The sequence below is a fragment of the Saccharopolyspora sp. NPDC000359 genome (assembly GCF_040300525.1).
Taxonomy (GTDB): Bacteria; Actinomycetota; Actinomycetes; order Mycobacteriales; family Pseudonocardiaceae; genus Saccharopolyspora.
This window is the reverse complement of record NZ_JBEPDU010000004.1, coordinates 67,769-85,284: the sequence shown is the minus strand read 5'-3', so window position 1 is coordinate 85,284 and position 17,516 is coordinate 67,769. Positions and strand designations below refer to the sequence as shown.

Here is a 17,516-nt window from a genome sequence, read left to right as displayed (position 1 = left end):
TCCCCACCTGTCTGCTCGATGATGTGTGAAATGGCGACTATTCTTGCGGTTTCGAGCAAAGATGGGCCAGTGCTGCCACCGGAACGGACCAGCAGGCGGGTCTGAATCCCCTGGTAGGCGGCTCGGGGTGCGGCGCATGCTGCGGCCATGACCCGGCAGGTCCGCGCGGTGCGCGTCCGATGCCAATACAAGCGCGCGGGTTCCGCCGCGCCAGTCGAGATGCTCCACCGGTTCCGCGCCCTGACCGGCAAGCGGGCTACTGGCCAGGTGCTCGACATCGGCGCCTTCGCCCCCGAGGACCTGCTCGGCTACCGCCACATCCGTTACTTGGCGCTGATCGGAGCGCCCGCCGAGGTGGAGCGCGCCCGCGCGGACTTGGTGGTGGACCCGGTCGACGCCGACCCCGCGCAGCTGCCGTTCCCGGCCGCCGCCTTCGACGTGGTCGTCAGCCGGTTCGCGCTGTGCTGCGCGGCTAAACCGCGCGCGGTGCTGCAGGAGGTCAGCCGGGTGCTGAGGCCCCTCGGGCAGCTGCTGTTCCTCGAGCACACCAGGGCTCCCGGCGTGATCGGCCGAGCTCAGGACGAGGCGCAGGAGATGCTGCGGGGCACCTCGCACTGCCGCCTCAACGTCGAAGTCCTGCTCCACGTCCAGCTGTCCGGGCTGGTGGTGCACCGAGCCGACTGGTTCTGGCCCGCCGGGCAGGTGCGCGTCCCGCTGGTGCAGGGCGTCGCCACCCACCCCGACCCGCAGTACGAGCGCGAACTGGGGTGGCTGCGCGGCTCCACCGGTAGAACAGGAGATCCACCATGGCCAGGAAGGTAGCGGACTGCCGCAGGTTCCCGAGCGGGTCCGGCTGCACACTCACCCTCGTCGGCGAGGAGGACGAGGTGCTCCGCGCTGCGGTCGAGCACGCGGTGTCGGTGCACCAGCACGAGGACACCCCGCAGCTGCGCGAACAGCTCCGCGGACTGCTGGAGGACGAGCACGCCGGGCCCGAGGGCGTGAACTTCGTGCAGCTCATCGAATTCCGGACCAGCAAGCGCGACCAGCTGGACGAGCTGCTCAACGAGTGGCAGGAGGTCACCGACGGCAAGCGCACCGCGACCCGCGCGGTGCTCGCCCAGGAGCACGAGCAGCCGGGGACCTACTACGAGTTCGTGGAGTTCCCCTCCTACGACGCGGCGATGCGCAACTCACGGCTCCCGGAGACCGACGCCCTGTCCCGCAGGATGCGCGACCTCTGCGAGGGGGAACCCGAGTTCCACAACCTCGACGTCGTCCGAGCCGAAGCCCTCTGAGTCGAGCCGCAGTCCCCGTTGCGGTGATCGAGTTCGACACACCACCGGCGTGTCGGGCCCCGACACGCCTAAAACCCGCAGTTTCAATTGAAACTGCGCCCGTCCGCACTCACCCGGCGACTCGCGTCATCCCCCTTGCCCAACCCGAGGTGAAGAGCACCTCCACCGACGCAGTCGGCGAAAGGTGCCCTCCACCAACGCCCGTGATCGGCGCTGGGTACCGCTGGAAGCGACTGCGGCGTTCACCCGGCACCACAGTTTCAGTTGAAACTGTGGTCCACCCGGGGTCAGCCCAGGCCGACGGCGCGGCGGGCGAAGTGGATCTCCGCCGCCACCTGGCGCAGCGTCTCGGCCACCACCAGTGAACCGTGGCCCGCGTCGTAGCGGTAGAACTCGAACGGGATGTCCCGCTGCCCCAGGCGGTCCAGGTAGTTCAGAATCTGCTGGATCGGGCAGCGCGGGTCGTTGTCCCCGGCCAGCACCAGCGTCGGCACCCGCACCTGGTCCACGTAGGTGATCGGCGAGGCCTTCTCGTACACCTCCGGCACGTCCTCCGGCGAACCGCCGAACAGCGCCCGGTCGTAGGCCCGCAGCGGCTCCATCTCGTCGGCGTAGGCGGAGACGTAGTCGGCCACCGGGACCCCGGCGACACCACCCGCCCACCGCTCCGGCTGGGTGCCCAGCGCCAGCAGAGTCAGGTACCCGCCCCAGGACGCACCCGCGACGACGCTCTGCGCCGGGGTCGTCAGCCCGGCCTCGACGGCCCAGTCGTGCACCCGCGCGACGTCCTCGAGCTCGGTCAACCCGGGCCGGCCCTCGATCGCGTCGCGCCACGCCGAGCCGTACCCGGTCGAACCCCGGTAGTTGATCTCCACCACGGCGAACCCGGCGTCCAGCCACGCCGCGCGGTAGGCCGAAAACCGGTCCTCGTCCGCCGCGTGCGGCCCGCCGTGCAGGTTGAACACCGTCGGCAGCGGCCCGTCCTCGGCCCCGGCCGGGCGGGCCACCAGCGCGTGCACCGTGTCGTTCGGGCCGTACGGCACCTCCACGAACACGTCGGTGACGGCCTCCGACCCCGGCGCCCGCTCCCCGGGTGGGGACAGCAGGACCTGGTCGTCGCCGTCCGCGGAGACCGTGCGCACCAGCGACGGCGTCGCCGCCGACGACCACACGTACTCCACGGCGTGGTCCGGCCGCACCGTCGCGCCCACCACCGTGCCCGGCGGCGTGGCCAGCTCGCTGAGCTGCTTGGTGGTCAGGTCGTAGCGGTGCATGGTGGTCCGCGCGTGGTGGGTGTGCGCGATCAGCAGCGCCTTGCCGTCCGGGTACCAGTCGGCCGAGACCTCGCCGGGCAGGTCCAGCTCGATCTCGGTCTCGGTGTCCGCCGCGACGTCCCAGACCAGCAGTTCCTCCTTGCCGCGGCGCTCGTGCAGCACCAGCAGCCGGGTGTCGCCGGTGACCGGCGCGAACGCCAGCGCCTCCAGCCCCTTGCCCGGGCCGTCCCACTTCTCCGCGACCTCGGAGCCGTCGGTGCGCAGCACCCGCAGCGCCGGGTGGCGGCTGTCGCCGTGCTCGGAGTGCGAGATGACCAACATCGACTCGTCCCAGGACATCGCGGACAGCCCGCCGTCCTGCTCGTGCTCGTAGAGCACCTCCGGCTTGCCGTCGCGCACCACCCAGACCGTCACGCCGTCGTCGGTGGACATCCCCATGCCGATCACCGACCGCCCGAGCTCCAGACCGGCCGGGTAGCCGGGGTGCGTGCCCGGCAGCGCGGTCCTCGCCTCGCCACCGCCGGCGAACGGCTCCACCCGCCAGCTGCCGAACTCGTCGCCGTCGGTGTCGTCGAACCACCAGATCTGCTCGCCGTCGGCGGACAGCGTGCCGTGGAACGTCCCGTTCGGGCGGTCGGTGACCTGGCGGTGCGCGTCGGTGTCGCGGTCCCAGGCGTAGAGCTCCCAGGTGCCGCTGGAGTTCGACACGTACAAGCTGCGCTGCGGCGCATCCCGCGCCCAGTCCGGCAATGACACGCGCGGCGCGCTGAACCGCGCCCGCCACCGGGCCTCCCGCTCGGGGTCGTCGAAAAGCTTCTCGGGGATCTTCGCCTCGGGGTAGGTGCTCACCCCCTCGATACTGCCCGATCCCCCCACCACCCGCGGCATCACCCGACAGGGGCTGGTGCGTCCTGACCGGGCCGGACGGGCGAGCGCCCGATCCGGCACCGGCCGAGGGCGGGGCTCAGCGCCGGACCTCGAACAGGAAGCAGCCGAACTCCACGGCCCGCACGTGGACCAGCGCGTTCTCGGGGTCCTGCAGGAGGTCGTCGGCGGTGCGCTCGGAGAGCTCGGTGTTGCCGTCGAGCAGGCACCCGCCGCGGATCTGCCCGCTGGCGTCGTAGGCGCGCAGGACCCGTCGGGTGCCGCGGACGGCTTCCGGCCACCCCAGGCCCTCCGGCCCGTCACAGGCTTCGGAGTGGATGAACACCGGCCCCACCTCTTCGTACGCGCCGGGGTCGACGCCGTGGTCCCGAGCCCACCGCCGCAGCGGGGCGTAGGAGACCAGTGCGATCCGCTCGCCCGGTCGGCTGCGCCGCAGGCAGCAGCGCAGCGGTTGGCCGTACTCGTCGTCCTCGACCTGGACCTGGGGTTCCCGCCCGGCGTCGTCGCACTTGCGCAGTTCGTCCAGCACGTCGGGCCCGATCGGCAGCACGTGGAAGGTCATGCCCCCATCGTCACCGCGCAACCCCTCGATTTCCGGCGGAAATCAGCCGTCGCCGCTGATCACTGCGGCCGCCCCAGGCCGGTGGACCAGCCGACACCGCAACTTCGCGGACGACCCGGAGGCACGACGTTCGCCGAGGGCGCGCCCTGTGGGCACCTGCCAGCATGCGCGCATAGAGAAAGGGCCTGGTCGGAACCTCTTGCGAAGTTCCGACCAGGCCCTCTCACCTGTCGGGGTGGCGGGATTTGAACCCACGACCTCTTCGACCCGAACGAAGCGCGCTCCCAAGCTGCGCCACACCCCGATCTTCCAGCGGAGGAGCATCTCGGGTGCTCGCCCCAACCGCTGGAAGATACTCTACCGGACGCCCTCACCCGCCCCGAAAGGGGTACCGGTTTTTGCGTTTCCGCTGGTGGGGGCGGGGGCCTCGGAGCGGGGCAGCAGGGTCAGCAAGGTCGCCTCCGGCGGGCACGCGAAGCGCACCGGGGCGTACGGCGAGGTGCCCAGCCCGGCCGAGACGTGCAGGTGCATCCGCTCGCCCCAGGTCGACGCCCCACGCGCGCGGTCGCGGTCGAGTTCGCAGTTGGTCACCAGCGCGCCGTAGCCCGGCACCCGCAGCTGCCCGCCGTGCGTGTGCCCGGCCAGCACCAGGTCGTAGCCGTCCTCGGCGAAGCTGTCCAGCACCCGCGGCTCGGGGGAGTGCGTCACACCGAGGCGCAGCTGCACGTCCTCCGGCAGCGGGTCGGCGATCAGGTCGTAGCGGTCCGCGTGCAGGTGCGGGTCGTCCAGGCCGGCGATGTGGATGCGCACCCCGGCGACCTCGATCTCGTGGCGGCGGTGCGTCGCGTCCAGCCAGCCGCGCTCGGCCATCGCCGCGCGCAGGTCCCGCCACGGCAGCGGGTCGCCGTGGATGCGCTTGGTCTTCGACGACGGGAGCAGGTAGCGGGCCGGGTTCTTCGCGGTCGGCCCGAAGTAGTCGTTGCTGCCGAACACGAACACGCCCGGCCGGTCCAGCAGCGGACCCATCGCGCGCAGCGCCGCGGGCACCGCCTGCGGGTGGGCGAGGTTGTCGCCGGTGTTGACCACCAGGTCCGGGTCGAGGTCCACCAGCTCGGACACCCACCGCTGCTTGGACCGCTGGTTCGGCGTCATGTGCAGGTCGGAGATGTGCAGCACGCGCAGCGGGGCAGCGCCCTCGTCGAGCACCGGCAGCGAGACCTGTCGCAGCGTCCAGTGCCGCCGTTCGATCGCGGCCGAGTAGGTGACCGCCGCGGCGCCGAGAGCGCCCGCGCTGAGCAGAAGTCGCCCGAACTTGTTCACCCCACCAACCCTACGTCGGCAGCGGTCCCCCCGGCGGACCGCGTGCCCCGCCTGCGCGCCCGCCGGGATAATCAGCACATGGCCGAGCTCAAGGACAAGCTGCGGGCGGACCTCTCCGCCGCGATGAAGGAACGCGACACCGCCGTCACCGGCGTGCTGCGGATGGCGCTGGCGGCGGTCGGCAAGGAGGAGGTGGCTGGCAAGCAGGCGCGCGAGCTCACCGACGAAGAGGTGCAGCGCGTGCTGAGCAAGGAGGCCAAGAAGCGCGACGAGGCGGCGGAGGCGTTCCGCGGCGCCGGGCGCGCGGAGCAGGCCGAAGCCGAGGTCCGTGAGGCGGAGATCCTGCGCCGCTACCTGCCGAAGCCGCTGGGCGACGACGAGCTGGCGAAGCTGGTCAAGGACGCCGTCAGCGAGGTCGAGGCGGAGCTCGGCGAGCGCCCGGGCATGAAGCAGATGGGCCAGGTCATGAAGGCGGCGAACGCGAAGGTCGCGGGCCGCGCCGAAGGCGGCAAGGTCGCCTCCCTGGTCAAGGCCGAACTCGCCAGCTGACCCGTCCGTCGAACCGCAGTTTCAATTGAAACTGCGGAACCCCGTGCGCGTGAGTCGCAGTTTCAATTGAAACTGCGATCCGGTGTGCCTGGAGGTCGCAGTTTCAATTGAAACTGCGGTCTCCAGGCCGGGGGTCAGCTGCCCGTGGTGTTGCGGCGCCAGTAGGCGAGGGCGTAGAGGCGGCGGCGGTCCAGGCCGAGTTCTCGCTGGCAGTGCTCGCGGAGCTGGTGGACCACGTCCGCCTCGGCGCCGATCCACACGTGCGGGTTCCGGCCGAGGTCCGCCGCGCGGACCGCGTCGACGAGCAGCGTGCTGTCCTCGGTGGGGACGCCGTCGCGGTGCAGCCAGTGCCACTCCACCTGCGCCGCGGAGTCGATCGACTGCTCCTCCGCGGCGTCGGCGACCTCCGCGAAGACCTGCACGACCGCCGCCGCGGGCAGCTCCTCCAGGATCGCCGACATCGCGGGCAGCGCCGTCTCGTCCCCGACCAGCACCAGCGGGTCGGCGTCGGGCTGCGGCTGGTACGCGGGGCTCGGGCCGACCGTCACGATCTGGTCGCCCGGTGCCGCCTGCGCGGCCCAGGCGCTGCCCGGGCCGTCGTGGTCGTGCACCACGAAGTCGATCGCCAGCTCCCGCCGCTGCGGGTCGAACCGGCGGACGGTGTAGGTGCGCTGCCGGGGCTGCTGCTCGCGGGGCAGCGCGAACACCTCGGCGCGGGTCCGGCCCAGCGGCATCGGCTGGCCCGGCTGCGCCAGGCACAACTTGATCCGCTGGTCGCTGCCGTTGCTGGCGAAGTCGGCGAGCTCGTCGCCGCCGAGCGTGACCCGCACCATCCGCGGGGTGACCCGCTCCGCGGCCCGCACCTCCAGCAGCCGGTACCGGGATCGCGCGCGTCTGGTGCTCACCTGCGTGTTCGTCACGCAATCGAGTCTAGGAACCCGCACCCGCGCCTCGTCCCCGGCTCCGTCCCCACCGCGAGGTCGCGGGTGGCACAGCAGTGCGGGCGCCTCCGGTGGGAGACGCCCGCACTGGTCCGGTCACGGTGGGAAGATCCCCGGCGGGATGCCGGGCAGGTCCGGCCGTTCCGGTGGCCGTTCCGGTGGTCGCTGCGGTGGTGGCGGGGGCCGCTCCGGGGAGGGCGGCGGGACGTAGCCGGTGCTCACCGAGATCGTCACCGTCTCGCCCGGCAGCGCGAACCCGCGCGGCGTCTGGCTGACCACCCGGCCCCGCTTGCGCTGGCTGTTCACCGAGCGCTCCTGGACCTTGTAACCCGCCCGCTCCAGCGTCTCGGTGGCCTGCTTCGAGGACAGGCCGACCACGTTGGGCACCTGGAACTCGTCGCCGCCGTTCTCGTAGCGCTTGGTGGTCGGCGGCAGCGGGGCGACGGGCAGGCCCTCGTGGATGACCTTCATCGCGTCGAAGAAGGTCCGCGCGGGCACCTTGCCGCCGTAGATGTTGCCGCCGTTGACCCCGCAGAGCCGCGGCGGGTCGCTGTCGCAGATGCCCTGCGGCGAGGTGCCGTCGCTGAAGGTCAGCACCGCCCCGGCGTACTGCGGGGTGGCGCCGATGAACCCGGCGGACTGGTGCGCCTCGGTGGTCCCGGTCTTGGCCGCCAGTGGCCGGGTCCAGCCCGCCCCGGCGGCGGCTGCGGCGGCGGTGCCGCCCGGCTGGTCGTCGCGGCTCATGCCGACCGCCAGCGCGTTCGCCAGCCCCTCGTCGACGGCCTGCTCGCACGGGTCCTCGGTGATCGACACCGGGTTGCCGTTGCGGTCCAGGATCTGCTCGATCGGCGTCGGCGGGCACCAGGTGCCGCCGCTCATGATGGTGGCGGCGACGTTGCTGAGCTCCAGCGGGCTGGTCGGCGCGTATCCGAGGGTGAACGCGCCGATGTTGCGCTCCTTGACGTGGTCGGCCTGCGAGACGCCGTTGACGGCCACCGGGTCCCCGGCGGCGGTGTGGTTCTGCAGCGTCTGCCGCATACCGAGCCGCACGGCCATGTCCACGGTCTGGTCCAGTCCGGCGCGCTCCTGTAGCGCGACGAACGCGGTGTTCGGCGAGGTCGCCAGGGCCATCTGCAGGGTCCGCGGGCCCGGCCGCACGCCTTCGGCGTTGCCCACGGTGTAGGGCGCGGTGCCGTTCTTGTACACCGACGAGGTGTAGGAGCCGGGGGACTGGATGGTGTTGTAGATCCCCATCCCCTTCTCCAGCGCGGCGGCCGCGGTGAACACCTTGTAGACCGACCCGGCGCCGAACTTGACCACCCCGCTGGGCAGCGCGTACGCGGTCTGCCCCTGCGAGGCGTCCAGGCCGAAGTCCCGGTTGGCCACCAGCGCCCGGACTCGGTGCTTCTCCTTGCCGGGCTCGACCACGCTCATCACGTTGGCGATGCCCTCGGTCGTCTTCGGCACGCCCTTCTCGGCGGCGGCCTTGGCGGCGTCGGTGGCGCGCTTGTCCAGCGTGGTGCGGATCGTGTAGCCGCCGGTCCTGAGCTGCTCCTCGGTGAACCCGGCGCGTTCCAGGTAGTCGATGACGTACTTGCAGAAGAACCCGTCGGACGGCCCGGCGCCGACGCAGCCGTTGGGGATGCCCTGCAGCGGCTCGGCCAGGCCGAGCGGCGCGTTGCGCGCCTCCTCGGCGGCGTCCGGGGTGATCCGCCGCTGGTCCTCCATCGCCTTGATCACCAGGTTGCGGCGGTGCAGCGCCTCGGTGGGATTGTTCTGCGGGTTCAGCGCGCTGGGGCTGTTGACCATGCCCGCCAGCAGCGCGGCCTGCGCGATGGTCAGCTGGTCCGGGGTGGTGTTGAAGTAGGTGCGGGAGGCGGCCGCGATGCCGTACGCGTGGTTGCCGTAGGGCACCACGTTGAGGTAGCGGGTGAGGACCTCCTCCTTGGAGAGCTGCTTCTCCAGCTGCAGCGCGATGCGGATCTCGCGCAGTTTGCGCGCCGGGGTCTGCTCGATGGCCTTGTGCTGCTTGATCGGGTCCCCGGCGGCGACCACGTGCACCAGGTAGTTCTTCACGTACTGCTGGGTGAGGGTGGAACCGCCCTGGGCGATCTCGCCGGACACCTGGTTGGTCACCGCGGCGCGCACGGTGCCCGCCCAGTCGACGCCCTGGTGGTCGAAGAACCGCCGGTCCTCGATGGCCACGATGGCGGCCTTCATGGTGTCGGCGATCTGGTCCGGGGCGGCCGGGGTCCGGTTCTGGTCGAACAGGTACGCGATCGGCCGCCCGTCCTTGTCTGTGACAGTCGTCACAAGAGGAGGTTCCTTGGTCATCAGGTCGGCGGAGATGCTGTTCACCGCATCGCTGGCGCGGTTGGAGACCACGCCGAGTGATCCCGCCACCGGGAACAGCAATCCGGCGACCAGTACGCCAGCCAGCACACACAGACCGAAAAGCTTCAGCAAGCCGTCCCGGACACGCACTCCGCCAGCGTAAATCCGATCCGCTTCGTGACGGAGTGTCACGGGCGAAGTCCGCCCGATGTGATGAGTTCGAAAGATAACGGAGCGACAACCCTTGGTTGGTTGTGGAACCGCGGGGCTCTACAGTCCGTCTACGTCCAGCGACAGCACTGCTGCGGCCGAAGCGTACGCCGCAGCATCCGGTGCCGGGGGGCTCCGGACGAAATACGGTCGCCGACGATCCAGTGAGGAGCTGGGGGAACTCTATGTTCGAGCAGGGGGACTGGCGGGTCAACGCCGCTTGCCGTGACCAGAATCCGGACCAATTGTTCGTCCGCGGAGCCGAGCAGCGCAAGGCGCGAATGGTCTGCTTCGGCTGCCCGGTGCGAACCGAGTGCCTGAGCGAGGCGCTCGACAACAAGATCGAATTTGGCGTGTGGGGCGGAATGACGGAGCGGGAGCGGCGCGCGTTGCTGCGCCGTCGGCCCGACGTCCGCAACTGGCGGGAATTGCTGGAGGCTGCCCGCCGGGAATACGTCGATTTCGACGAGTACCAGGTCAGCTAGTCCATTCGGGGCGGGGCTGGGCAATTCGCCACGCGGATTGCCCAGCCCCGTTACCCGTTATTCACCCGCTAGTCGCCGACCGATCTCCCGCAACCCCGCCAGATCGTGCACATCGGACGGAAGCGCGGGAACTCCGACCAGTGCGACTTCCGGGTGAGCGCGGGTGAACCGGGCCAGCAACCGCTTCTCCCGTTCCGCGACCGCCACCCGGTCGGCGTGCACCCGGAGCGCGGCGGAGGCCATCGGTGCGGAACCGGTGGCTTCGATCTCCTCGGCGACCGCGGTGGCGCGTGCCCCGGCGAGGCTGGTGAAGACCGGGTGCGTCCGGTTGGCCACCAGGCCGACCAGCGGCATCTGCTCCCCGGCCAGCCGCTCCACGAAGTAGGTGGCCTCCCGCAGCGCGTCCGGCTCGGGCGCGGCGACCACCAGGAACGCCGTGCCGGGGGAGCGCAGCAGCCGGTAGGTGTGCTCGGCGCGCTCCCGGAACCCGCCGAAGGTGGAGTCGAAGGCCTGCACGAACCGGGCGGCGTCGGCCAGCAGCTGCCCGCCGATGATCGTCGAGACGGCCTTGGCGAAGATCCCGAACCCGGCGCCGACGATCTTGCGCAGGCCCTTGCCGCCGACCCGCGCCGGGCTGGACAGCATCTTGATCAGCCGCCCGTCCAGCACGGTGGACAGCCGCTGCGGGGCGTCCAGGAAGTCCAGCGCCGACCGGCTCGGCGGGGTGTCCACCACGATCAGGTCCCACTGCCCGGAGGCGGACAGCTGGCCGAGCTTCTCCATCGCCATGTACTCCTGCGTGCCGGAGAAGGACGTGGAGATCGTCTGGTAGAAGGGGTTGTTCAGGATCTGCTCGGCGCGTTCCCGACCGGCGTGCGCCTGCACCATGTCGTCGAAGGTGCGGCGCATGTCCAGCATCATCGCGTTGAGGTCGCCCGCCGGTTCGAACCCCTCGACCACCACCTGCTTGGGCTGGTTGCCGAGTTCGCGCAGCCCGAGCGCCTGGGCGAGCCGCCGCGCCGGGTCGATGGTGAGCACCGCGGTCTTGCGGCCGCGCTCGGCCGCGCGCACCGCCAGCGCCGCCGCGGTGGTGGTCTTGCCCACCCCGCCGGAGCCGCAGCAGACGATGACGTGGGTGTTCGGGTCGTCCAGCAGGGCGTCGACGTCGACCTGCCGGGGCCGCAGCGGTTCGCTCATCGAGTGCTCCGGATGCCGTGTTCGGTGAGGATCTCCGCCAACTCGTAGAGCTCGGCGACGTCGATCCCGGCGGTCAGGTCGGGCAGCGCGACGGTGGGCAGGTCGGTCTCGCCGAGCTGGCGGCGGGCGTTCTCCTCGGCGCGCACCTGGATGGCGTGCTCGATCGTCTCGTGCACCAGGCCGTCCAGCTCGTCCTCGGCCACGCGCAGCCCGGCCGCGTCCAGCCCGGCGCGGACCTCGTCGGCGTCGAGCTGGCCCTCGGCGGCGGTGGCGACGGCAGCGGCGGGCAGCCGGTTGGGCCGGACCCGGTTGCACAGCACCCCGCCGGGGCGCAGGTCGGCGGCGTCGAGCTCGGCGACCGCGTCCAGGGTTTCCCGCACCGGCAGCTCCTCCAGCAGGGTCACCAGGTGCACGACGGTGCTGTTGGAGTGCAGCAGCCGCACCACGCCGTCGCTGTGGTCGCGGATCGGCCCGACCTTGGCCAGGTCGGCCATCGCGCGGGTGACGTCCAGGAACTTGACCACCCGCCCGGTCGGCGGCGCGTCGACCACCACGGCGTCGTAGACGTAGCGGCCGTGCTCGTCGGTGCGGCCGACGCACTCCTTGATCTTGCCGGTGAACAGCACGTCGCGCAGGCCCGGCGCCAGCGTGGTGGCGAACTCGATGGCCCCCATCTTGCGCAGCGTGCGACCGGCGAAGCCGAGGTTGTAGAACATCGAGAGGTATTCGAGCAGCGCCGCTTCGGCGTCGATGGCCAGCGCGCGCAGCTCGCCACCTCCAGGCGCGGCGGCGATCCACTCCTCGGAGTAGGGCAGCGGTGCGGTGTCGAAGAGCTGCGCGATGCCCTGGCGGCCCTCGACCTCGATCAGCAGCACCTTGTGACCGCCGGTCGCGAGCGCGAGTGCGAGCGCGGCGGCGACGGTGGTCTTCCCGGTGCCGCCCTTGCCGCTGACCACGTGCAATCGGGCACGGTTCAGTTCCCCGTTCCAGTCGGTCACGCGATCAGCGTAGGTCCCGGGGTCCCGGGATGTCTTCGGGTCGCATCCCGACCCGGGTCGGGGACCGCCACGCGGTCCGGGTTCGACGAGGGCATTTAAGCTGCCCGCATGCAGAAGTGGGAGTACGCGACCGTGCCGCTGTTGATCCACGCGACCAAGCAGATCCTCGACCAGTGGGGTGAGGACGGCTGGGAGCTGGTCTCCGTGCTGCCCGGTCCGACCGGTGAGCAGATGGTGGCTTACCTCAAGCGGCCGAAGGAGGCCTGACATGGGGCGCTGGACCGATCGCCTGGCGGAGCTGGGCGTCCCGCTGCCGGACGTGGTGGCCCCCGTCGCGGACTACGTGCCCGCGGTGCGCAGCGGGTCGCTGGTGTTCACCGCTGGCCAGGTGCCGGTGGTGGCCGGTGAGGTGGCCGCGACCGGCAAGGTCGGCGCGGAGATCAGCGGTGACGAGGCCAAGCAGTACGCCCGGATCTGCGCGCTGAACGCGCTCGCGGCGGTGGACGCCCTGGTCGGCCTGGACTCGGTGGTCCGGGTGGTCAAGGTCGTCGGCTTCGTCGCCTCGGCCGAGGGCTTCACCGGGCAGCCCGCGGTGGTCAACGGCGCGTCCGAGGTGCTCGGCGAGATCTTCGGCGAGGCGGGCAAGCACGCCCGTTCCGCGGTGGGCGTGGCGGAGCTCCCGCTCGGCGTGCCGGTCGAGGTCGAACTGGTCGTCGAGGTCGAATGAGACGTTCCGGGTCTGCGCGGCGTCGCCCAATTCGGGTGACGCCGCGTTTTCTTCTCGGCACGTCGGGTGATCCGCGGCGCCTTTTGGTGGCTGGCCCGCGAACAGCAGATGACGACCAGTACGCTGTGATCACCCCGTGATTGAGTTCGCCGCAACCGGTTAGCCCAAACGGGGTAAGACCAATTCCATTGTGTTGCGGAACGGTCGTTCAAGGGCTTGATTGATCCGGCCAACGCGACCAAGGTTCACCTGGACGGGTGTAACTAGAGCCGGGGGGCGACACCCGCATCGACGGAGACGAGGCTGGAGGGGGCCGACGTTGGCGGTGCGTGAGAACGAGCTGCGGTGCCACGAGTTGCTGCTTCGACTCGCCGACCGGTTGCCCGACCGGCACCTGTGGCGCTTCCGCGACTGGCTGGCCGGGGACGCCGCGGAGGTGATCGCGCAAGTCCTCCCGGGCACGCTGGTCCGCGAGCGGATCGGCCTGGCCGACGCCGAGCACCGGCTGCTCGCCGAAGCGCTGCTCCCGCTGGGAGCCGACCCCGCCGTCATCGGCGCCGTCCTCCCCGCCGACCCCGACACCGCCCCGCAGCACGCGTTCACCGCCGAGAGCCCCGGCGACCCGGTCGCCGACTCCGCGCTCCTCGTGCTCGGCGCCACGCTGCGCGGCCGACCGGGCGTCCGGGAAGTGCGCAGCAGCTGGCGGACCACCGGGGGTTCCGGGGCCGCGAAGCTGGTGCTGCTGGTGACCGCGTCCGCCGACGACGTCATCGGCCTCGCCGGGGAGGTCCAGCGCGTCCTGCGCGCGCTCGGCGAACCGGAACCCCGCGTCGAAGCGCTCCCACCGGAGCAGGAACCGACCGCCTACCACCGCGCTGCGCTCGCCGAATCGGCGCTGGTGTGCGAGGGAGCCCAAGAACTCGTCGGTCGTCGTGGTTGAGCGACCGACATCCGAAGGAGGCAACGTGGTGCACGTGGCTGAGGGAGCTGGCCCAGCGGACCGGCTGCACAACCTCTTGCTGGCCATGGCCGGGCGGGTGGACGACGACGGGATCAACGCGGCCCGCGAACTCCTCGGCGCCGGGCTGCCGGGCGCCGCGGCGGAGTACCTCACCGGCTGCCTGGTCGCCGGCCGCATCCCGGTCAACACCACCGAGCAGTACCACCTGCGGCGCGCGCTCGACGAGTCCCGCTCCGCGCAGACCCTCGCCGACCGGCTGCACGTGGTGGACGCGGTGCCCGTCAGCGACCACCGCTTCGGCGAACCCAACGAGGTCGACGCGGACCTGATCGCGGCGCTGGCCCCGGTCACCAGCCGCCTCCAGGGCCTGCGGGGCCTGTGGTGCGCCGCCCGCACCACCCCGGCGGGCGTCAGCTACGGAGCTGTGCCGCGCCGCGTCCTGCTCGCCGAGGTCGGCACCGACGGGTCCACCTCGGCCGTCGCCTACCAGCTGCTGGACGCCCTGCGCCGAGCCGGGCTGAACTGCTCGGTGGAGGTCTTCGACAGCGGCACCGAACTGCCCGAGTACCACCGCGAAGCCCTCGCCGCCGCGCACCGCGTGCGCCTGGACGAGGCCCCGGCCGAACAACCGGCCCCGGCCCGCCCCGCAGTCGAGCAGCGTCAGGCGGTCGAGCAGCGACCGGCGGTGCCCGAGGCGAAGCCGGAACCCCCGGCGGAGCAGCGCGAAGCGCCCGCGGCCGCCGCGCCAGCGGCACCCGCCGCGGAGCCGCGCAGCGAGCAGGGCGAGCGGCGGCACAGCGCCGAACCGCAGCGCGAGGCGGAGCCGCAGCGCGAGGAGGCCCCGGCGCTCGCGCGCAGCGCCGAGGCGTCAGCCGAGGGGCCGGGGATGCGCGTGCCCGCGGCGGTCGACGCGAAGCTGACCGACCGGGAGCGCAACCTGCTGCGGAAGCTGCACGAGGAGCTGGCCCAGCGCGAGCAGGACCGGACCACCGCGCCGCCGCGCCGCCAGAACGGGGCGAACAACGGCGAGGAGTCCTGGACGTCGACCATGCCGGGCGGCACGGGCGGCTTCCCGCCGATCGGTGCGGCCCCGGTGAACAACCAGGCCTACGCCCCGCAGCAGCAGCGCTCCTGACCAGGTCAGCGGGCCGCCAGGACGGTGGCGAGGACCCGCTGCAAATGCAGGCCCCGGTGGACGCCGCACGGGTGGTCCACGCGCTCTTCGCGGATCATCACCAGCAGGTTGTCGAGCAGCTGCGCGTAGCACTCGCGGGCTGCCGTGCGGCGGCCCGTCAGCGGGGCGCACCCGTGCTCGCCGTACACCGCGATGTCCACCAGCGACGGCTGCACCGGCAGGCGCAGTGAGAGGGCCAGCGTGCTGGTCGTGCCGCCTTCGTGGCCGAACACCAGCTGCCAGAGCCCGTCGGCGCCGCGGTGGGCGAAGTGCACCTCCTCGATGTCGCCGAGCGCCGCGTCGAGCAGGTCGATCGCGTGCGGGCCCGCGTCGATCAGCGCGCCGTCGTCCTGCTGGCGCCACGCCGAGGCCGCGTAGTCGCCTGCCAGCAGACCGCCCGCGAGCCAGCGGCCGGTCGCGCCCTGCAGGTCGCCGAGCTCCGGCAGCCCGGCCAGCCACCGCTGCACCTCCGGGTCGAAGCGGCGGGTGAGCATCATCAGCGCCGCCACCCCGGACCCCGTCACGGCGTCGACGACCGCTTCCGCCCCGGCCCGGTCGTCGGCCAGCGGCTTCTCCAGGACCAGGTGCTTGCCCGCGCGAGCCGCTCGCGGCGCGAGCTCGGCCTGCACCGCTGGTGGCACCGCGAACGCGACCGCGTCGACGGCGTCGAGCAGTTCCTCGAAGCTGCCCACGGCGTTCGCGTCGTGCGCGTGGGCGAGGGCTTCGGACGCCTCGGGGCGCCGCGCCCACACCGCCGCCAACTCTGTTCCCGGGTGCGCCGCCAACCCGGGGGCGTGCACCCGGTGCGCCCAAGGTCCAGCTCCGATCACGCCAACCCGCAGTGCTTCGTCCATGCCGCCAATGGTGCCGATGCCCTGATCGGGTGGCGGCAATCGGGGGTGCCGGTGCCCGGGAATCGATCCGGTTCGAGCTGTGCGCCACGACCTGGTGGACATCGGCGTTTTCCGGCATAGGGTGACCGGCATGGTGCTAGACCCCGGAGATCGGTCCCTGCCAACGGGGTTCGTCCCCGAAACGCCCGAGGGCCGACCGGTGGCGCCGAAGGACGCGGCGACCGTGGTGCTGGTCCGGGACGGTGCCGCCGGACCCGAGGTCTTCCTGCAGAAGCGGGTGGCGGAGATGGCCTTCGCCGCCGGGATGACCGTCTTCCCCGGTGGCGGGGTCGATCCGCGCGACGCGGACGTCTCGGTGGCCTGGCACGGGCCCGGGCCGGACTGGTGGGCCCAGCGGTTCGGCTGCACGCCGCAGGTCGCGCGGGCGTTGGTGTGCGCGGCTGTGCGCGAGACGTTCGAGGAGTCCGGCGTGCTGCTCGCCGGCCCGGACGATACGACGCTGGTCGGCGACACCGGCCACTACGCGGGTGAGCGCGCCGGGCTCGTCGCCCGGGACCTGTCGCTGGCCGAGTTCCTGGCCGGTGAGCGCTTGGTGCTGCGCGCGGACCTGCTCCGCCCCTGGTCGAACTGGGTGACCCCGGTTGGCGAACCGCGCCGCTACGACACGCGCTTCTTCCTCGCCGCGATGCCCACCGGCCAGCAGGCCGACGGGGGCACGTCGGAAGCAGCCGCCGCGTACTGGGCGACGCCGCAGCAGGCGCTGGCGGACTGCGCCGAGGGCCGCACCCGCCTGCTCCCACCGACCCGCGTCACGTTGGAGGAGCTCGCCGAGCACCGCAGCGCCTCCGCCGCGCTGGCCGCCGAGCGGACCTTGTCGAAGATCATCCCGAAGCTGGTCCAGCGCGACGGTCGCTGGCACGTGCTGCTGCCCGGCGAGCCGGGGTTCGAGGAGGCGAGGTGACCGAGCACCCCGCCTACGCCACGCTGCGACCGGTCACCCGGTACGCCTCGGTGCTGCTGGCCGAGAACCCGTCGCCGATGACCCTGGAAGGCACCAACACCTGGGTGGTGGGCGAGCCCGGCGCGACCAGCCGCGCGGTGATCGACCCGGGCCCGGAGGATGCCGACCACCTGCGCCGCGTCGCCGACGAGGGCCCGGTGTCGCTGGTGCTGCTGACCCACCACCACGGCGACCACACCGACGGCGTCGAGCGCTTCGTCGAGCTCACCGGCGCCCCGGTGCGGGCCCTGGACCCGGCGCTGTGCCGAGGCGCGGAGCCACTGCGCGACGGCGAGGTCGTCGACGCGGGCGGCGTGGACCTGCGCGTGCTCGCCACGCCGGGCCACACCGCGGACTCGGTCTGCTTCGCGGTGCAGGACGACGAACCGGCGGTGTTCACCGGCGACAGCGTCCTCGGCCGCGGCACGACGGTGGTCGCCCACCCGGACGGCCACCTCGGCTCCTACCTGGAGTCCCTGCGCCGCCTGGCCGACCTCCCCGAAGGCCTGCGCGTCCTCCCCGGCCACGGCCCGGAGCTCCCGGACGTCCGAGCGGTCGCGGCGCACTACCTCCAGCACCGCCACCAACGCCTGGACCAGGTTCGAGCAGCCCTGGCCGACCTCGGCCCCGCAGCCACCCCGCGCCAAGTGGTGGAGAAGGTCTACGCCGAAGTGGACCGCGCGGTCTGGCCAGCAGCCGACCTCACGGTCCAGGCCCAACTCACCTACCTCCAGGAAACCGCGTAGC

At 72.1% G+C, this 17,516-nt stretch carries 18 protein-coding genes and 1 tRNA gene; 10 read left to right on the top strand and 9 right to left on the bottom strand.

Translation table 11 applies throughout. The annotated features are described in order from the left end of the window. The first annotated feature begins 147 nt into the window (after positions 1 to 147). Together ABT324_RS04515 and ABT324_RS04510 are read left to right on the top strand one after the other, a co-directional pair. Positions 148 to 822, top strand: a complete 675-nt coding sequence (locus ABT324_RS04515) for a class I SAM-dependent methyltransferase (RefSeq protein WP_351171516.1) — start codon at positions 148 to 150, stop codon at positions 820 to 822. Beyond that, complete coding sequence (locus ABT324_RS04510; RefSeq protein WP_351171513.1) at positions 807 to 1,298, top strand: DUF1059 domain-containing protein; 492 nt, start codon at positions 807 to 809, stop codon at positions 1,296 to 1,298. Before ABT324_RS04515 ends, ABT324_RS04510 begins: the two co-directional genes overlap by 16 nt. Before the next feature lie 287 nt (positions 1,299 to 1,585). On the opposite strand, the gene ABT324_RS04505 is transcribed toward ABT324_RS04510, so the two are convergent. The 4 genes from ABT324_RS04505 to ABT324_RS04490 all read right to left on the bottom strand — a co-directional run bounded on the left by ABT324_RS04505 (position 1,586) and on the right by ABT324_RS04490 (position 5,339). Continuing rightward, positions 1,586 to 3,460, bottom strand: coding sequence for a S9 family peptidase (locus ABT324_RS04505; RefSeq protein ID WP_351171510.1), 1,875 nt, complete (start codon positions 3,458 to 3,460; stop codon positions 1,586 to 1,588). 76 nt (positions 3,461 to 3,536) lie between these two features. Continuing rightward, positions 3,537 to 4,019 (bottom strand): DUF1203 domain-containing protein, encoded by a 483-nt coding sequence (locus ABT324_RS04500; RefSeq protein WP_351171507.1) that lies wholly within the window; start codon positions 4,017 to 4,019, stop codon positions 3,537 to 3,539. 230 nt (positions 4,020 to 4,249) lie between these two features. Next, positions 4,250 to 4,323 (bottom strand) — tRNA-Pro (locus ABT324_RS04495). Positions 4,324 to 4,376: 53 nt separating this feature from the next. Next, positions 4,377 to 5,339: a metallophosphoesterase gene (locus tag ABT324_RS04490; protein WP_351171504.1), complete on the bottom strand. Its 963-nt coding sequence runs from the start codon at positions 5,337 to 5,339 to the stop codon at positions 4,377 to 4,379. A 78-nt stretch (positions 5,340 to 5,417) separates the two neighbouring features. Here ABT324_RS04490 and ABT324_RS04485 point away from each other — a divergent pair, with 78 nt between their 5' ends. Beyond that, positions 5,418 to 5,888, top strand: coding sequence for a GatB/YqeY domain-containing protein (locus ABT324_RS04485; protein ID WP_351171501.1), 471 nt, complete (start codon positions 5,418 to 5,420; stop codon positions 5,886 to 5,888). A 134-nt stretch (positions 5,889 to 6,022) separates the two neighbouring features. Here ABT324_RS04485 and ABT324_RS04480 read toward each other — a convergent pair whose 3' ends face one another. Together ABT324_RS04480 and ABT324_RS04475 are read right to left on the bottom strand one after the other, a co-directional pair. Continuing rightward, positions 6,023 to 6,808, bottom strand: coding sequence for a siderophore-interacting protein (locus ABT324_RS04480; RefSeq protein ID WP_351171498.1), 786 nt, complete (start codon positions 6,806 to 6,808; stop codon positions 6,023 to 6,025). Positions 6,809 to 6,925: 117 nt separating this feature from the next. Further along, positions 6,926 to 9,142 carry a transglycosylase domain-containing protein gene (locus tag ABT324_RS04475; protein ID WP_502949691.1) on the bottom strand — a complete coding sequence of 739 codons (2,217 nt, stop codon included), beginning with the start codon at positions 9,140 to 9,142 and terminating at the stop codon, positions 6,926 to 6,928. A 416-nt stretch (positions 9,143 to 9,558) separates the two neighbouring features. Between ABT324_RS04475 and ABT324_RS04470 the strand changes: the two genes are divergently transcribed. Continuing rightward, positions 9,559 to 9,858 carry a WhiB family transcriptional regulator gene (locus ABT324_RS04470; protein WP_150065600.1) on the top strand — a complete coding sequence of 100 codons (300 nt, stop codon included), beginning with the start codon at positions 9,559 to 9,561 and terminating at the stop codon, positions 9,856 to 9,858. Between the two features lie 57 nt (positions 9,859 to 9,915). Here ABT324_RS04470 and bagB read toward each other — a convergent pair whose 3' ends face one another. After that, on the bottom strand, positions 9,916 to 11,055 hold the full coding sequence (gene bagB / locus ABT324_RS04465) for an ATPase BagB (RefSeq protein WP_351171492.1): 1,140 nt from the start codon (positions 11,053 to 11,055) through the stop codon (positions 9,916 to 9,918). After that, positions 11,052 to 12,053 (bottom strand): ATPase BagA, encoded by a 1,002-nt coding sequence (gene bagA / locus ABT324_RS04460; RefSeq protein WP_351171489.1) that lies wholly within the window; start codon positions 12,051 to 12,053, stop codon positions 11,052 to 11,054. The genes bagB and bagA overlap by 4 nt, the downstream gene beginning before the upstream one ends. 108 nt (positions 12,054 to 12,161) lie before the next feature. Between bagA and sp36 the strand changes: the two genes are divergently transcribed. From sp36 to ABT324_RS04440, 4 genes are all read left to right on the top strand, one after another. After that, the gene (gene sp36 / locus ABT324_RS04455; RefSeq protein WP_093157991.1) at positions 12,162 to 12,320 is read left to right on the top strand and encodes a Sp36 family protein; all 159 of its coding nucleotides are present in this window, start codon (positions 12,162 to 12,164) and stop codon (positions 12,318 to 12,320) included. 1 nt (position 12,321) lies between these two features. Beyond that, positions 12,322 to 12,780: a RidA family protein gene (locus tag ABT324_RS04450; protein WP_351171486.1), complete on the top strand. Its 459-nt coding sequence runs from the start codon at positions 12,322 to 12,324 to the stop codon at positions 12,778 to 12,780. 319 nt (positions 12,781 to 13,099) lie between these two features. After that, entirely contained in the window at positions 13,100 to 13,720 is a 621-nt protein-coding gene (locus tag ABT324_RS04445) for a hypothetical protein (protein ID WP_351171483.1), read from the top strand. 34 nt (positions 13,721 to 13,754) lie between these two features. Further along, positions 13,755 to 14,876, top strand: a complete 1,122-nt coding sequence (locus tag ABT324_RS04440; protein ID WP_351171480.1) for a hypothetical protein — start codon at positions 13,755 to 13,757, stop codon at positions 14,874 to 14,876. A 5-nt stretch (positions 14,877 to 14,881) separates the two neighbouring features. Here ABT324_RS04440 and ABT324_RS04435 read toward each other — a convergent pair whose 3' ends face one another. Continuing rightward, on the bottom strand, positions 14,882 to 15,769 hold the full coding sequence (locus ABT324_RS04435) for a Gfo/Idh/MocA family protein (RefSeq protein WP_351171477.1): 888 nt from the start codon (positions 15,767 to 15,769) through the stop codon (positions 14,882 to 14,884). Between the two features lie 130 nt (positions 15,770 to 15,899). Here ABT324_RS04435 and ABT324_RS04430 point away from each other — a divergent pair, with 130 nt between their 5' ends. Together ABT324_RS04430 and ABT324_RS04425 are read left to right on the top strand one after the other, a co-directional pair. Continuing rightward, positions 15,900 to 16,730: an NUDIX hydrolase gene (locus ABT324_RS04430; protein WP_351171474.1), complete on the top strand. Its 831-nt coding sequence runs from the start codon at positions 15,900 to 15,902 to the stop codon at positions 16,728 to 16,730. Further along, positions 16,727 to 17,515 (top strand): MBL fold metallo-hydrolase, encoded by a 789-nt coding sequence (locus ABT324_RS04425; protein WP_351171471.1) that lies wholly within the window; start codon positions 16,727 to 16,729, stop codon positions 17,513 to 17,515. The genes ABT324_RS04430 and ABT324_RS04425 overlap by 4 nt, the downstream gene beginning before the upstream one ends. The last annotated feature ends 1 nt before the right edge of the window (position 17,516 follow it).

What these genes read in the sequence shown, in the direction of transcription:
- ABT324_RS04470 (WP_150065600.1), top strand. Translation starts at nt 9,559, where the DNA reads ATGTTCGAGCAGGGGGACTGGCGGGTCAACGCCGCTTGCCGTGACCAG.
- ABT324_RS04515 (WP_351171516.1), top strand. Translation starts at nt 148, where the DNA reads ATGACCCGGCAGGTCCGCGCGGTGCGCGTCCGATGCCAATACAAGCGC.
- ABT324_RS04435 (WP_351171477.1), bottom strand. Translation starts at nt 15,769, where the DNA reads ATGGACGAAGCACTGCGGGTTGGCGTGATCGGAGCTGGACCTTGGGCG.
- ABT324_RS04505 (WP_351171510.1), bottom strand. Translation starts at nt 3,460, where the DNA reads ATGCCGCGGGTGGTGGGGGGATCGGGCAGTATCGAGGGGGTGAGCACC.
- bagB (WP_351171492.1), bottom strand. Translation starts at nt 11,055, where the DNA reads ATGAGCGAACCGCTGCGGCCCCGGCAGGTCGACGTCGACGCCCTGCTG.
- sp36 (WP_093157991.1), top strand. Translation starts at nt 12,162, where the DNA reads ATGCAGAAGTGGGAGTACGCGACCGTGCCGCTGTTGATCCACGCGACC.
- ABT324_RS04485 (WP_351171501.1), top strand. Translation starts at nt 5,418, where the DNA reads ATGGCCGAGCTCAAGGACAAGCTGCGGGCGGACCTCTCCGCCGCGATG.
- ABT324_RS04450 (WP_351171486.1), top strand. Translation starts at nt 12,322, where the DNA reads ATGGGGCGCTGGACCGATCGCCTGGCGGAGCTGGGCGTCCCGCTGCCG.
- ABT324_RS04430 (WP_351171474.1), top strand. Translation starts at nt 15,900, where the DNA reads ATGGTGCTAGACCCCGGAGATCGGTCCCTGCCAACGGGGTTCGTCCCC.
- ABT324_RS04510 (WP_351171513.1), top strand. Translation starts at nt 807, where the DNA reads ATGGCCAGGAAGGTAGCGGACTGCCGCAGGTTCCCGAGCGGGTCCGGC.
- ABT324_RS04500 (WP_351171507.1), bottom strand. Translation starts at nt 4,019, where the DNA reads ATGACCTTCCACGTGCTGCCGATCGGGCCCGACGTGCTGGACGAACTG.